This is a genomic window from Dactylosporangium sp. NBC_01737 (assembly GCF_035963215.1).
Taxonomy (GTDB): Bacteria; Actinomycetota; Actinomycetes; order Mycobacteriales; family Micromonosporaceae; genus Dactylosporangium.
Genome location: NZ_CP109153.1, coordinates 2,462,873 through 2,476,763, shown reverse-complemented (window position 1 = coordinate 2,476,763; position 13,891 = coordinate 2,462,873). Strand labels below are relative to the sequence as shown.

The 13,891-nt window shown below is 72.6% G+C and carries 13 protein-coding genes; all 13 read left to right on the top strand.

Annotation, left to right across the window (positions count from 1 at the left end; all coding sequences use genetic code 11):
- Positions 1-40: 40 nt before the first annotated feature.
- The 13 genes from OHA72_RS10830 (at position 41) to OHA72_RS10770 (ending at position 13,674) form a co-directional block, all read left to right on the top strand.
- Complete coding sequence (locus tag OHA72_RS10830) at positions 41-244, top strand: hypothetical protein (protein ID WP_327007715.1); 204 nt, start codon at positions 41-43, stop codon at positions 242-244.
- Positions 245-678: 434 nt separating this feature from the next.
- Positions 679-3,015, top strand: coding sequence for a sensor histidine kinase (locus OHA72_RS10825; protein WP_327007714.1), 2,337 nt, complete (start codon positions 679-681; stop codon positions 3,013-3,015).
- Entirely contained in the window at positions 3,012-3,476 is a 465-nt protein-coding gene (locus tag OHA72_RS10820) for a roadblock/LC7 domain-containing protein (protein ID WP_327007713.1), read from the top strand. Before OHA72_RS10825 ends, OHA72_RS10820 begins: the two co-directional genes overlap by 4 nt.
- Positions 3,477-3,535: 59 nt before the next feature.
- A complete protein-coding gene (locus OHA72_RS10815; protein ID WP_327007712.1) occupies positions 3,536-4,753 on the top strand; it encodes an ABC transporter substrate-binding protein in 1,218 nt (405 codons plus the stop codon).
- Between the two features lie 98 nt (positions 4,754-4,851).
- On the top strand, positions 4,852-5,649 hold the full coding sequence (locus OHA72_RS10810) for a class I SAM-dependent methyltransferase (RefSeq protein ID WP_327007711.1): 798 nt from the start codon (positions 4,852-4,854) through the stop codon (positions 5,647-5,649).
- A 131-nt stretch (positions 5,650-5,780) separates the two neighbouring features.
- Positions 5,781-6,671 (top strand): ABC transporter permease subunit, encoded by an 891-nt coding sequence (locus OHA72_RS10805; protein WP_327007710.1) that lies wholly within the window; start codon positions 5,781-5,783, stop codon positions 6,669-6,671.
- A gap of 131 nt (positions 6,672-6,802) precedes the next feature.
- Positions 6,803-7,798, top strand: coding sequence for a branched-chain amino acid ABC transporter permease (locus OHA72_RS10800; RefSeq protein WP_327007709.1), 996 nt, complete (start codon positions 6,803-6,805; stop codon positions 7,796-7,798).
- Entirely contained in the window at positions 7,795-8,583 is a 789-nt protein-coding gene (locus OHA72_RS10795; protein ID WP_327007708.1) for an ABC transporter ATP-binding protein, read from the top strand. The genes OHA72_RS10800 and OHA72_RS10795 overlap by 4 nt, the downstream gene beginning before the upstream one ends.
- Positions 8,577-9,236: an ABC transporter ATP-binding protein gene (locus OHA72_RS10790; protein WP_327007707.1), complete on the top strand. Its 660-nt coding sequence runs from the start codon at positions 8,577-8,579 to the stop codon at positions 9,234-9,236. Before OHA72_RS10795 ends, OHA72_RS10790 begins: the two co-directional genes overlap by 7 nt.
- A gap of 89 nt (positions 9,237-9,325) precedes the next feature.
- Positions 9,326-10,219 carry a hypothetical protein gene (locus tag OHA72_RS10785; RefSeq protein WP_327007706.1) on the top strand — a complete coding sequence of 298 codons (894 nt, stop codon included), beginning with the start codon at positions 9,326-9,328 and terminating at the stop codon, positions 10,217-10,219.
- Between the two features lie 59 nt (positions 10,220-10,278).
- On the top strand, positions 10,279-10,956 hold the full coding sequence (locus tag OHA72_RS10780; protein WP_327007705.1) for a hypothetical protein: 678 nt from the start codon (positions 10,279-10,281) through the stop codon (positions 10,954-10,956).
- Positions 10,944-12,257: a fibronectin type III domain-containing protein gene (locus OHA72_RS10775; protein ID WP_327007704.1), complete on the top strand. Its 1,314-nt coding sequence runs from the start codon at positions 10,944-10,946 to the stop codon at positions 12,255-12,257. The genes OHA72_RS10780 and OHA72_RS10775 overlap by 13 nt, the downstream gene beginning before the upstream one ends.
- Positions 12,258-12,663: 406 nt before the next feature.
- On the top strand, positions 12,664-13,674 hold the full coding sequence (locus tag OHA72_RS10770) for an SAM-dependent methyltransferase (RefSeq protein WP_327007703.1): 1,011 nt from the start codon (positions 12,664-12,666) through the stop codon (positions 13,672-13,674).
- Positions 13,675-13,891 lie beyond the last annotated feature (217 nt).

Genomic DNA, 13,891 nt, shown 5'->3' with positions numbered 1-13,891 from the left:
GTCCTGACGGGCGGCCGTCATGACCGCCTCACTACAGGTCGTGTCGGTGCTGGAAGGCCCGTTCGGGGCGCTGGCCTGCGCGGAGAGCATCCGCGACCAGCTGCCGGCTGCGCGGTTCGTCTCCCGGTGGCTCGCCCCGGACATCACCTCGACCAATCAGCTGATCCTGGACTTGGCACTGCTGATCCAGGACGTGGTCGGACACGGCGGCAACGGCAAAAGTGCCTGCCACCAGCGCCGATGACCGGGCGCCGTTAATGCCGGACGGCGCGGGGGCCACGCCAAATGACCTGCTCGTATCTGCCCAACGGGCAAACGCCGAGGTGAAAGCAGGCCGGTCGTGAGCGATCAGCCGAGCGGCGTTGGTGGGCCGTCGTCGAATCGCCGACGGTGGCTGCGGGACCGGCGGACCAGTTCGAAGCCTGTCCTGGCGAGAGATGAGGGGTCATCGGTGGACACGTCCACGGCCGTGCCGGGCGATCGGCTGCTGTTGGAGGCTGGCCGGCGCCTGCAAGCCGAACACCGGGTGGGCGGTGGTGGGCGGTGTGCGGCTGGTTGTGCTGGTTCGTTGCCGTGTCTGGGGAGTCGGCTTGGCGAGCAGGCGTTGCGGGCTGCGGATGGTGCGTGGCCGGTGCGGTTCACGACGCTGACGGATCTGACGACAAGTGGGGTGCTGCGGTGAGCGGGTCGGGTCCGCAGCACGCGGCGGTCCGAACAGGTCGGCGGCGGCTGGCGGATGTCGGGATTTCGGCGAAGGTCGCGATCGCGGTGCTGCTGCCGTTGTTGACGGTGGTCGGGCTAGGCGCGGCGGTGGGGGTGTCGTCGTGGTCGGCGGCGGTGCGGGTGGGGCAGGCCCGTGACCTGGTGGCGTTGGCGGCTGAGGGGTCGTCGGTGGTGCGGGCGGTGCAGCAGGAACGCGCCGCGGCGGTGTTGTTGCTGCAGTCGCCGGCCAGGGGCGAGCCGGCCACGACGACGTTCGCGGCCGCCGTCGCTGCGACCGATCAGGCGCTGGTCGCCTACCGGCAGCGGCGCGCCGCGGTGACGGCGTCGGGGGTGATCGGTGCTGCGGTGATCCGGGTGGATGGGCACCTCGCAGGGTTGGAGGCGTTGCGCCGGCGGGTGGTGGCGGTGCCCGGCCCGTCGGTGTCGGGGGCGGCGTTCTCCTACCGGATCGTCGTCGCGGGCCTGTTGGATCTGCGGCAGGCGGTGGCGGTGTCCGAGGTGTCGCCGGTGGTGGCGAACCAGATCCGGGCGGCAGCGGCGTTGTCGCAGGCAGCGGAGTCCCTGGCACTGGAGCAGGTGTCGGTGCTGCGAGCCGCGTCCTTCGCCACGTTGAGCCCGGCGGTGCAGCGGGACCTGCTCGCGGCGCGGGCCGGCTACGTCGAGACGTTGGGCCTGTTCACGGCGTTGGGTGATCCGGCGTGGGCGGGGTGGTACGCCGCGACGGTCGCTGGCCCGTCGGTGGTCGCCGCGGAGTCGGTCACCGGTCAGGTCGCCGGGACGGCGCCGGGGGCGCCGGTGCGGGTGGATGTGGGGCCGTGGCTGGCGGCGGTGCAGGCCCGCACCGATTTGATCGCGGCGGTGCAGGGCCGGGTGGATGGGGTGGTGCTGGCCGCGACGGAGGAGCTGCGGCAGGCGTCGCGGGTCCGGTCGATGGGTGTGGTGGCGGTCGTGGTGGTCGTGGTGCTGTTGGCGGCGTTGGTGACGATCGCGGTGGGCCGGCATCTGTCGCGGCGGCTGCGGACGCTACGCCGGGGCTCGCATCAGGTGTCGAAGCTGCTGCCGGAGGCGGTCGCCGCGTTGGAGGATCCGCAGCGGCGGGATCTGGCCGGTGTGGTGGAGCGGTTCCGTGCGCGGGCGACGGAGTTGGTGGTCGCGGACGGTAACGATGAGATCGGTGCGATGGCGGCGGCGTTCCGTGGGGTGGTCGGCGAGGCGGTCCGGCTGGCCGGTGAGCAGACACGGCTGCAGGCGGACAACACGGCCCGCACGGTCGCGGTGGCCCGCCGAGTCCAGCAGCAGGGTGAGCGACTGACCAAGATCGTGGACCTGGTGGAACGCGATGAGGTTGACCCAGACCGGCTGCAACGCTGGTTCGAGGTCGATCATGAGGTGACCATGACCCACCGGTACGCCGATGGCCTGCTGGTGTTGTCCGGGGTGTCGCCGGCGCGGGTGAACGCGCAACCGGTGCCGCTGAGTCAGGTGCTGCAGGCCGGGCAGAGCCGGATCCGGGCCTATCAGCAGATCGTGGTGGCCGGGCAGGTGCCGCAGGTCGCGGTCAAGGCCGAAGCGGTGCACCACCTGGCACACCTACTCGCCGAGCTGATGGACAACGCCACCGCGTACTCGCCGCCGGGAGCGACGGTCACGGTGGAGGCGTGGGGCATGGGCGACCGGGTCGTGGTGCAGATCCGGGACCATGGTGTCGGGATCGAACCGGCGGACCTGGCCGCCTACAACGCGTTGCTGGCCCGGCCGCAACTGCCGACCAGCCGGGACCGGATCGGGCTGGCGGTGGTCGCCACCCTCGCTGCGTGGATCGGCGCGCAGGTGGTGCTCCGCCCGATGCCCGATGGGTTGATCGCCGAGGTGACGGTCTACGCCGAGCAGCTCACCGCGGCGCACCCCCAGCCGGCGTTGGCCGAGGCGCCGACCTGGCCCGCCCCGCAGGTCACCGGCCCTACGGCGGTCCCGCCCCAAAGGCAGCGGGAGCATCCGATCGCACCGTCCCGGGGCAGGTCTGTGGATGGACTGGACCAGCGGCGGCGGCCGGGCGCCGCGCTGCACCAGGGCCTGGCGGTGGAACCTGCGGTCCGGCAGCAGCTCGAGCACGGACACCTGGACGCGAACGTGGTGGCGGCGACCCTCAGCGGTTCCGCGGCGGCGCTGGCCGATCTGCGGGCTGCGTACACCGGTCCGGTACCGACCGGATCTGGTCGAACCAGGCCAGCAGGTACCGGTGCCGGTACCGACACGACCCATCTTCCCTTGACGAACGGAGTGCTGCGATGACATCCGCTCATGCCGACATTTCCGCGCTGATCCCAGCTCCGGCCGACCGACAGGCGGAGCTCGGCTGGGTTCTGGATGGGCTGCTCAACGCGCAGCGGGATGTGCGGCATGCCGTCGCGGTGTCCGCGGATGGGATGTTGGTGGCCCGCACCGCCGGTATCGATCCGGCTGACGCGGAGCGGCTCGCCGCGACGGTCGCCGGGATGGCGAGCCTCACCTCAGGGTTGTGCCGGAGCTTCGCTGGTGAGGCGGTGATCCATACCGCGGTCACGATGGTCGGCGGGATGGCGCTGATCATCGGGATCCCCGGCCCGGCAGCCGGTTCGCTCGCCGTGCTGACGACGGCGAACCCGGACATCGGCGCGGTCGGGTACGCCTGCGCGGAACTGGTCAAGAAGCTGGGCGCCGCCCTGTCCGTCCCACCGGCGGCCGGCGTTCCCGGCAGCCGTGCACACCGCTGACGTCACCTCTGACAACACCTTTGGCAACGCATCAGACACGTGGAAGGGGCAGTGTTCCTATGAGGGCTCAACCAGACGGCCGGCAACGGTGGCGCCGGAGCCGGCGCGGCATCACAGCGACGGCTGCCGCGTTCACGCTGCTGGTTGCCGGCTGTGCGCAGCACACCGACAGCGGCACCACGAACGCCCCGGTGAAGATCGGGATGGTGACCGCGCTGTCCGGGCCGCTGCAGTCCATCGGCGAGGAACTCCGCGCCGGGTTCCAGCTGTATCTGGACACCCACGGCGGCAAGCTCGGCGGTCACCTGGCCGACCTGGTCGTCGCTGATGAGGGCGACGGCCCGGCGACGGCGGGTCCGGCGGCGGAGAAGCTGGTCAAGCAGGACCGGGTCCTGGCGGTGACGGGGGTGGTCAACGCCGCCGCGTTGCAGTCGGTGGCGTCGAAGACCACACCGGCGCGCATCCCGCTGGTCGGGTCGTGCGGGCGGCCCACGACGCTGCCGGACGTGTCCTGGGTGTGGCACACGTCCTGGATCTCCACCCAGTTCGGTAAGGCGATCGCCGCGTATGTGAAGTCCAAGGTGGACGGTCCGGTGTTCGCGATCGGCCCGGACTATCAGGGCGGCAAAGATCAGGTCGAGGGCTTCACCACGGCGTTCACCGCGCTCGGCGGGGAACTGACCGACGGCAAGGCGACGTACACCCCGTACCCGGGCACCACGAACTGGGTGCCGTACCTGTCGAAGGTCCGCAATTCCGGGGCGAAGGCGGTGTACGCGTTCTACGCCGGCAAGGACGCGATCGGATTCGTCAAGCAGTACAAGGAACTCGGGCTGACCGACATCCCGCTGTACGGGGCGGGTGCGCTGACCGAGGGCCAGACCCTGACCGCGCAGGGCCCGGCCGCGTTGGGTGTGCAGACCGTTGCCCCGTACGCCGTGGACCTGGACAACGCTGCTAACCGTGCGTTTGTGGACGCCTACCAGCAGAAGTTCGGGAAGGCACCGTCGTACAACGCGATGATCTCGTGGGATGCCGCCGCGGTTCTGGACCGGGCGATCGGCGCGGCCAGTCCCAACGGTGCGAACCCGACTCCGGCTGCGGTGAACGACGCGATCGGCAACCTCGGGCAGATCGACTCCCCACGCGGCACCTGGCAGTTCTCGGCGAAGTCGCACGTGCCGGCGCAGAAGTGGTATCTGCGCACCGTCCGTCAGGACGGCGCGAACGCCCTCGCCAACGTCACCGAGTCCGACCTCACCGTCCTGGACGACTAGCTCCGCGCAGCGCCGGCACAGCACCCGTGAGCGCTGACCTCCGCACCCTGCTGACTCAACACCTGGAGACAACCATGAGTACCCCTTCCCCTGCCGCCATGACGTACGCGTTCGACAACGACAACCCGCACGCCGCGGACCAGCACACCTACCTGCCGGCGATCCTGGACATGGGCAGCATCGCCCGGATCAGTGCCATCGAGGACCTCGACCTGGCCGGTGCCCGCTGCTGGGAGATCGGTGCGGGCGCCGGCACAATCGCCGGGTGGCTGGGCAGCCGGGTCGGGCCCGGCGGTCACGTGCTGGCCACCGACGTCAACCCCCGCCACATCCAGCCGCGGCCAAACGTCACCGTGCAGCGGCACGACATCGCCCACGACCCGGTCCCGGAGGGGCCGTTCGACCTGGTGTTCTCCCGGCTGTGCCTCACCCACGTACCGACCCGGCATGAACTGCTGCCCCGCATCGCCGCAACCCTTGCCCCCGGCGGTGCGCTGCTGATCGACGAGTGGGAGACCGGTTACCGCCGCGGTGTGCTCACCGCCGCCGATCCACGCGCCGCCGCTCTATTTGAGCGGTACCAGGATGTGCTGATCGGCACGATCCTTGCCGGGAAGGGCCACGACCCGAACTGGGCCGGCGAGGTGCACGGGGCGATGGTCGCCGCTGGTCTGGTCGACGTCGACACCGTCGTCACCGCCCGCTCCTGGGCCGGCGGCACCCCGGGCGCGCTGCTGGTGGTGTCGAACCTGCAGCACCTCAAAGTCCACTTCCTCGCCAACGGGTTCACCGAAGCGGACATCACCGTGCTGTCGGAGGGGCTGATGGACCCGGCCACCCACCTGCGGGGCAACCTCACCGTCTCCACCCTGGGCCGCCGACCCGCCGCCGCGTAGGCCGGTCGGCCGTCGGTGCGCAGCCCGCGCCGCCTCGATGCCCTGCCGCGTCAGCGCGGGCCGCGCACCACCAATTCGCCACACCCACACACCAACCGATACGACACGACCGCACCGGACGGAGGGGACCAGTGACCGAGTACCTGATCAACACCGTCGACGGGGTCGCGTTCGGGCTGCTGCTGTTCACCGCCGCCGCCGGGCTGACCCTCGCGTTCGGGGTCGCGGACATGCTCAACCTGGCGCACGGCACCTTCTACGCCATCGGCGCCTACACCGCCGCCGCGTTCACCACCACCGCGACGAGCACGACGCTCGGCGGGTTCGCTACCGCGCTCGCTGTTGCCGTGCTGATCGGCGCCGCGGCAGGCGCCGGGCTCGGCGTCGCGCAGCTGCCCCTGGCCGGGCGTGGCCACCTGGCCCAGGTCATGCTCACCCTCGGCGTCGCCTACATCGGCGCGGAACTCCTCGTTGCCGTGTTCGGCGCCGATGACCTGCCGGCCGCCCCGCCCACCGTCCTCGCCGGGTCGATCCGGCTCGGGTCGGTGGCCTATCCGACGTACCGGCTGGTGTTCATCGCCGCCGGTCTCGCTCTCGCGGGGGGCCTGCACCTGGTCGTCTACCGCACCAGAGCCGGCGCGGTCGTGCGGGCCTGCGTCGATGACCGGGCCATCCTGGCCACCCTCGGCATCCGGCCCGCCACGGTCCAGATCGGGGTCCTGGCCGCAGCCGGGGCTCTCGCCGCGACCGGTGGCGTCCTCGGCGCGCCGATCATCGGCCCCGGCACCGCCACCGCACCGACCATCATGCTGCTGTCCCTCGTCGTGGTCGTCCTCGGCGGGCTGGGCAACATCCGCGGCACGTTCCTCGCCGCCCTCACCGTCGGGCAGATCCAAACCCTCGGCGTCGCCGTCGCCCCCGCCGCCGCGCCGTTCGCGTTGATGACCGCCCTCGCCGTCATCCTCACGGTCGCCGCGCACCCGCGTCTCCGCCGCCGGTTCACGCTCCGGAGGTCGGCATGAGCGCCCCCAACCGGCCGATGACCCAGCCTGGTTCTGCCCCGGCCGCGTCGACGGTGGTCGACCGGCGACCGGCCTCGCCGACGAAGCCGCCCACGAGCGGGCGGTGGCGTGCCGCAGCACGGTGCACCGCCGTGGCCGTGCTGGCCGGTGCCGCTGTCAGTCTGCCGCATTGGGCTGACCTGTACACCACCGCGACCGCCGCTCGGGTCCTCGCGCTCGCGCTGCTGGCGGTGTCGGTGTCGGTGCTGACCGGGCACGCCGGCCTGCCCACCCTCGGCCAGACCGCCCCGTTCGCGGTCGGCGCCTACACCGCGGCGATCCTTGCCGCACACAGCACGCTCGGCACCGTCGGGATCATCCAGGTCGCTGCCGCCGCGGCGACGGCAGCCGGGTGCAGTGCGGTGATGGGCCTGCTGCTGGTGCACACCCGCGGGACGGTTTATCTGATGGTGTCCGTCGCGGTCGGCAGTCTCGCCGTTACCGCCGCGGACCAGTGGACGTCGGTGACCGGCGGCACCAACGGCCTGTCGTTCCTCCCGCCGACCCGGCCGCTGCCCGGCCTCGGTGACCTCGTCACCGACCGGGCCGTGTACTGGTACTGCCTCACCGTCGCCGCCCTCGCCCTGACGGCGGTGTGGCTGGTGCTGCGCGGCCCGGCCGGGATGCTGCTGCACGGCGTCCGCGACCACGAACCACGCATGCAGGCATCCGGGCACCGCACCACCCGCTACCTCTACGCCGTGCATCTCGGCGCCGGTGCGCTCGCCGGTGTCGGCGGTGCCCTGCTCGTCACCGTCCAGCACGCGATGACCCCCGCCGACGCCGGGTTCGACACCGCGGTCATCGCGCTGCTCGCCGGGGCGGTCGGCGGGCGCAGCATCACCGGAACCCTCTTCGGGGTCACCGTCATCATCGGCGTCCGTGACGTGGTCGGCGGCCCGTTCGCCGGGCACACCCAGGCCTTGATCGGTGTCCTGTTCCTGTGCTGCGTCTATCTCCTTCCCGGCGGTGCCCTGACCTCCGCCCGTCACGCCGCCAGCCGTGCCCGCACCGTGCTTGAGCGCCTCCATCGTCCCCAGCGGCGTCGGGTCGCCGCTGCGCCATCGGCAGCGAGGGAGCAGTCGTGACCGCAGCGGCGCAAGCAAATCCGGCCATCGTGACCGTCACCGCACTGACCCACCGGTATGGGGCGTTGACCACGGTAGACGGCCTGGGCCTGGAGGTGACACTCGGCGCCCGGCACGGCCTGATCGGCGCGAACGGCGCCGGGAAGACGACCCTGCTCAACCTCATCGCCGGCACCCTGCAACCACACGCCGGGCAGATCCGCTACCACGGCCGGGAGATCACCGGCTGGCCGGTGCACCGCCGGGCCCGCGCCGGGATCGGCCGCACCCACCAGACCCCCGCGGTCCTGCCCAGCCTGTCCGTCGTGGACAACATTGTTGCCGCGTGCTGGACACACACCTGCGGCTACCCGGGCCGGCCGGGCAAACTCCGCCGCCACCTGCGCGCCCAGGCGATGACAGCCCTGGATACGGTCGGCCTCGACCGGCACGCCCACACCACGGCCGGAGTCCTGTCCCACGGGCAGCGGCGACTGCTGGAACTCGCCGCCGTCCTGGCCAGCCGGCCGCGGCTGCTGCTGCTCGATGAACCCGCCGCCGGGCTCACCGCCACCGACCGTGACCTGCTCACCCGCCAGCTCACCGCCCTGCCCCACGAGGTCACGGTGCTGCTCGTCGAGCACCACCTCGACCTGGTCGCCGCCGTGTGCGGCACGGTCACCGTCCTGCATCAGGGCCGGCACCTGCACACCGCCGCCCCAGCCCTGCTGTGGCAGCACCCGCACGTCGCCGCCGCCTACCCGCGCCCCGACCGGAGCCATGATCGGAGCGTGCCCGGATGCTGACCGTCGAGCACCTGTCCGCTGGGTACGGCGGCGGCACTGTCTTGCACAACCTCTCCTTGCACCTGACCGCCGGCCAGGTCTGCACGGTCGCGGGCGTCAACGGCGCCGGGAAGAGCACCCTCGTGCACACCATCGCCGGGCTGCACCAACCGACCTCCGGCCGCATCATGCTGGACGGCCGCGACATCACCAGGCACTCGGCGGCCTGCAGGGCCCGCGCCGGGCTCGGCCTCGTCCCGCAGGGCCGACGGGTCTTCGCCACCCTCACCGTCGCCGAGCACCTCACCATCGCCGCCCGGCCCGGCCCGTACACCCGCGACCAGATCCTCGAGCTGTTCCCGGCGCTGGCCGACCGGCTCGGCCACCGCGGCAGCCACCTGTCCGGCGGAGAACAGCAGATGCTCGCCATCGCCCGGGCGCTGCTCACCCAACCAGCGGTCCTGCTGCTCGACGAGCCCACCGAAGGTCTCGCCGCCAGCCTCGCCGCCCACATCGACACGACGATCCCCACCCTCGCCGCCGCCGGGACCGCCATCCTGCGCACCGCACCTGACCCGGCCGCCGCGCACACCACCACCGATGCCCACGTCCTGCACGACGGTGCGCTGACCCATGCGACCGGCCCGCCCGGCCTGCGGACAGGACCGTCATGAACTGCTCGCCGCCCCGCACCAGCTGCCGGTCCCAGCTCGACGCAACACCACGCATCGCCGTTTCTTCGCCGCCTGGAAGGCACCGACCGATGTCCCACCCCTGGCCCGCCGCGTCCGGCGACGCCACGCCGCAACGACCCACACTGCAGGTCCCGCATCCAGCCGCGGCGACCGCCTCCACGACGGCGCCGCGGTGCGCCCGGCGGTCGTTGACGACACTGGCCGAACGGGAACTCGCCGCCGGCGAGCGGCAGCGCGCGGTGGCACTCCTGCGCGCAGCGCTGCTGGCCGCCGAACCGGCCACCGCCGCGCCGGACAGCGACCTGATCGCCGCCGCCACGCTCTACGCCGCCACACTGCACCCCGGCGAGGTCGCCGACTGCGAAGCCCTGCGGTGGGCGCGGTACGCGCACCGCAGCAGCCGGCAACTGCACGGCGCACACCACGAGGCCACCATCCGCGCCGGCGGTGTCCTCGCCCAGGTCCTCACCGGGCACGGTCTGGACACCGCCGCGGTCGCCCTGCGGCAGCAGCTCGTCGCAGCGCTCGGCCGCCGCGATGGTCTGCTGGCCGCCACCACCATCGCGGCGCGGGTCGACCTCGCGCTGACCCGGCACGCGGCGGGCTTCTGCGATGCCGCCATCGACGGTCTCACCCGCACCTGGCGGGTGTGGTGCCGGCGGCACGGACCGGCCGACCGCGCCAGCATCGCGCTGCTGCTGCACCTGGCCGCACTCCTGGACGCTTGCGGCGACCACGATGATGCCGCCAGCCTCACCCGGCAGGCGTTCGCCTGGTACGCGATGCCCACCGATCCGACCTCCAACAGTGCAGTACTGCCGGCCGTGTCGTGGGCGGTCGGTGCCGACCTCGACGACCGGCACGCCGGGCTGTGTCAACGCCCTGTGGGCCAGGCACCCCGCGGGACACCGCGATGGCCGGTGCAGCTCGCGGCACCGTCGGGACGGAGGCCGCAGCGGTGAACGCGTCACGACGCCCAGCGGCTCGGCCTGCCGCGCACCGTCCCGGCAGGAGCGGGGCAGTGTTCCCGAACCCGCTGCCGCAGATCAGTGCGGTACTGCCAGGCCCGGGCTGGGCGAGACTCGGCGCCGACAGCGCCGGTGTCCTGCTGGACGGGCAGCCGCTGGTGACAGGGTGGCTCGCCCCGGACATCGAGTCAGCCAACCGTGTCGTCGCAGACCTGACATTGTTGATCGAGTACGTCGTGGAGCACGACGGCGCGGCGTATCTGGCCGAGGACCGGTCCGGGATCGCGGTCTGGGCCGGGGCAACCGAACCGCTCCCGCCGGTGGCGGCGCTGCGCCGCTCAACCGTCGACCCGCACTACGCAGCCCGGTGGGCAGCGCTGGAAGGCGTCCTGCGCAGCACAGTTCCGGACGGGGCCAGGGGCGAGGTGCTGGTGCTCCTCGCCATGGCCGGTGACGGCCCGGTCGCCGGGCAGCTGGCCGCCGAGCTGTTGCGGCAGCACCACCGGGTGCTGGATCAGCAGGAACGGCCGGCCTGCACGGCGGCGTACACCATCGAACTGCGGTGGCTGCTTGCCCGGCACGGCTGGACAGCCGGCCCACGCGGCCACCTGCCGGACGGCTCGCCGTGGTGGCCGATGCACCGCAGACCACAGCCACCCACCACACCCAGCACGCCCTCCACACCGTCCGTCCGGCCAGCGGCTGGCGGACGGATCTGGTGGGCGACGTGACGGCCGGCGTGCCGGTGACAACCGATCACGCGACGGACCTGGACGGTCTGCTTGCTGCCGGGCTGCAGGCGTACACCGCCGAGGAGTACGACCGGGCACGGCAGCTGTTCACTCGGCTGCTGCACACGGCGCGGCCCGGCGAACCCGCCGGCCTTGGCGTCGGCCAGGTCCTCGACATCGCGCGCCGGTATCTGGGCCGCACATTGCTGGACCTCGGCCAGTTTGACGCCGCCGTCGAGCACCTCGCCGCCGGGGCTGCCGAGCTGACCGTCCGGTACGGCCCGGCCGACGAGGACGCCGCACTTGGCACTGTCGCGCTCGGTGATGCGCTGCGGCGCCAGGGCAGCACCCGGACCCTCGCCGCGGCCGGCGACTGCTACCGGCGGGTCACGGGCCTGCCCGCGACCCGCATCGGCCACGCTCCCGCTGGTCTTCGGCGGGCGGTGCGGTTCGCCCGGGCCGGGCTGGCCCTGCTCGACGCCGAACACGGCCGGTACGACGACGCCCTGACCGGGCTTGACAGGGTGATCCGGGACCTCGCCGGCTGGGACGGGTTCGGCGATCACGACCTCCTGCGGCTCGTCGAGGAGACCACCGATCTGCAGCTGCGCCTCGGCGCGGTCACCCGCGCCTACGCGCTGCTCGACGTGGCGCTACCCGCCGCTGCCGTGACGCTCGGCAGCCGGCACCCGCTCACCCGGCGCCTGCACCTGCGGCGCACCCCATCGGTGTCCCGCCCCGCCCCCGCCCGCCGGCTGCGCTCGGCTACGCCTACCCACCGCAGCCGAGACGGGAGCGGGGTGGGCGGTCGACGGCTGACCGGGGCGGCGTCGCTGCTCGCTGTTGTGACGGTCGCCGCCGCGACCGGCGTCCTGATCTACCTGACCGCTCGGCCCGACACCCCAGCCGGCACCCCGAACGGTTCGACGGTGTCAACCACACCGACCGCCCGAGCCACGCAACCGGCGGCCGCAACGTCCGCCGCAGTCTCGTTGCCTCCGCCGGCAGATGTTCGGGTGACGGCGACGACCAGCACCTCGATCACCGTCAGGTGGGCCGACCCGAGCGGCGGCACCCGACCCACCGCCGTCTCGCTGTCCCGGCCCGGCGGCCCGGCCCTGCCGCCTGTGGTCGTGCAGGCCGCCGCGACGAGGTACCGGACCGCCGGGCTGACGCCGGACACCCGGTACTGCCTCGTCGTGGCAACGATCTACACCCCCACCGTCCTGGCCGCCGCAGCACCGACCTGCAGCACCACCGAGCCGGCCGCGGCCCGTTTCGCACCTGGAGAACCCCGATGATGCCGATCAACCGCAGTATCAAAGCGGCCACAGCCGCGTTGCCGCCGGCAGACGACCGCCACCTCAGCCGCCACCATTGGCCTGTCCTGACACCGGCGGTGTCGCCACCGACAAGATCTGCGCCAGTGTCGAGCGGGCCCGGCACGCCGCCTGCGGTCGCGCCGACCGGCCGGGCTGGCCGGGCGGACGCCGCGACCACAACGGTATGGCCGGTACGGCCGGTATGCCTGGCGAGTCTTGGCGCTCCAGCAGCCCCGAGCATCGCGCTGATGACCGCGCTGGGTGGTGCATGCCGCGGTGCGGCGTGCTGGCTGCCGGCGCTGCAGCACGCGGACGGCAGTTGGTGGCATGCGGGCACCCACGTGCCGTGCTGGCGGCCACGCACGCCACAGGCGGAGACACCCCGATGAACGCAACCGCAGCAGGGCGCAGTTCGCACGGCCCGGCCGGGGACTGGGAGCAGGACACGGCGCCGCCGGCGGTGGACGTGAGCGTGGCGCACCCGGCCCGCCGCTACGATTTCTGGCTCGGTGGGAAGGACAACTTCGCCGCTGACCGCCTGTCCGCGCAGCGGATCGCCGCCGCGCATCCGAACGTCCGTACCGGGGTGCTGGAGAACCGGGCGTTCCTCGGCCGGGCCGTGCGGTATCTCGCCGCGGACGCCGGTATCCGCCAGTTCCTGGACATCGGGACCGGGCTGCCCGCCGCGAACAACGTCCACGAGGTCGCCCAAGGGATCGCCCCGCACAGCCGGGTCGTGTACGTCGACAACGACCCGATCGTGCTGGTCCACGCCCGGGCGCTGCTCACCTCCACACCGCCAGGCCGCACCGCCTACATTGACGCCGACCTGCGCGATCCCGCCAGCATCCTGGCCAGCCCCGACCTGCACGCGGTCCTGGACCTGCGTCAGCCCGTCGCGCTGCTGCTCGTCGCTGTCCTGCACTTCCTGACCGACGCGGACCAGCCGCAGCAGGTCGTCCAGACGCTGCTGTCCGCGCTGCCGCCCGGCAGCTTCCTGGTCCTCAGCCATGCCACCACCGACTTCATGACCGAGCAGCAGCGGGCCGGTCTCGCCGCGCTGTCCAAGGGCGACAGCGTCCCGTTCTGCGCCCGCCCCGGCGAGCAGATCGACCGGTTCACCACCGGCCTTGAACCCGTCGAGCCGGGACTGGTGTCCGTCGCCCACTGGCGAGCCGACGGACTACCGCCGCCGCGTCCATCCGACGCCGAGGTGGCCTGCTACGGCGTCGTGGCACGCAAACCAGCTCTGGAAGCTGGAGGCGCCGGAGCCGGTGCTGCTGCCACGACCCTGCCATTGAACATGAGCGGCACAGTCGGTGGACTCCGCGCCCACGCGACCGCCGCAAGCACCGCGGCCACGGTCGTCGGCGACGGCCGACCGGTGCAGCCCTGAGCTCCGGCGGCTGAAATGCCGGCCGTTCCAACCTGACCGGCAACCCTGACCAACCCGCACCGGCCACCATCCGACCATCGCATCTGCCCGGAGAGGAACCTGGTTTGACCACCCAGAACGGATCGACCTCAACCCCGAGCGGTGTTGCACCGCATGTTCCACGTGCGGTGCTGTTCCGCAACCCGGATCGGGCGGACGCGCGGAACACCCCGACGGC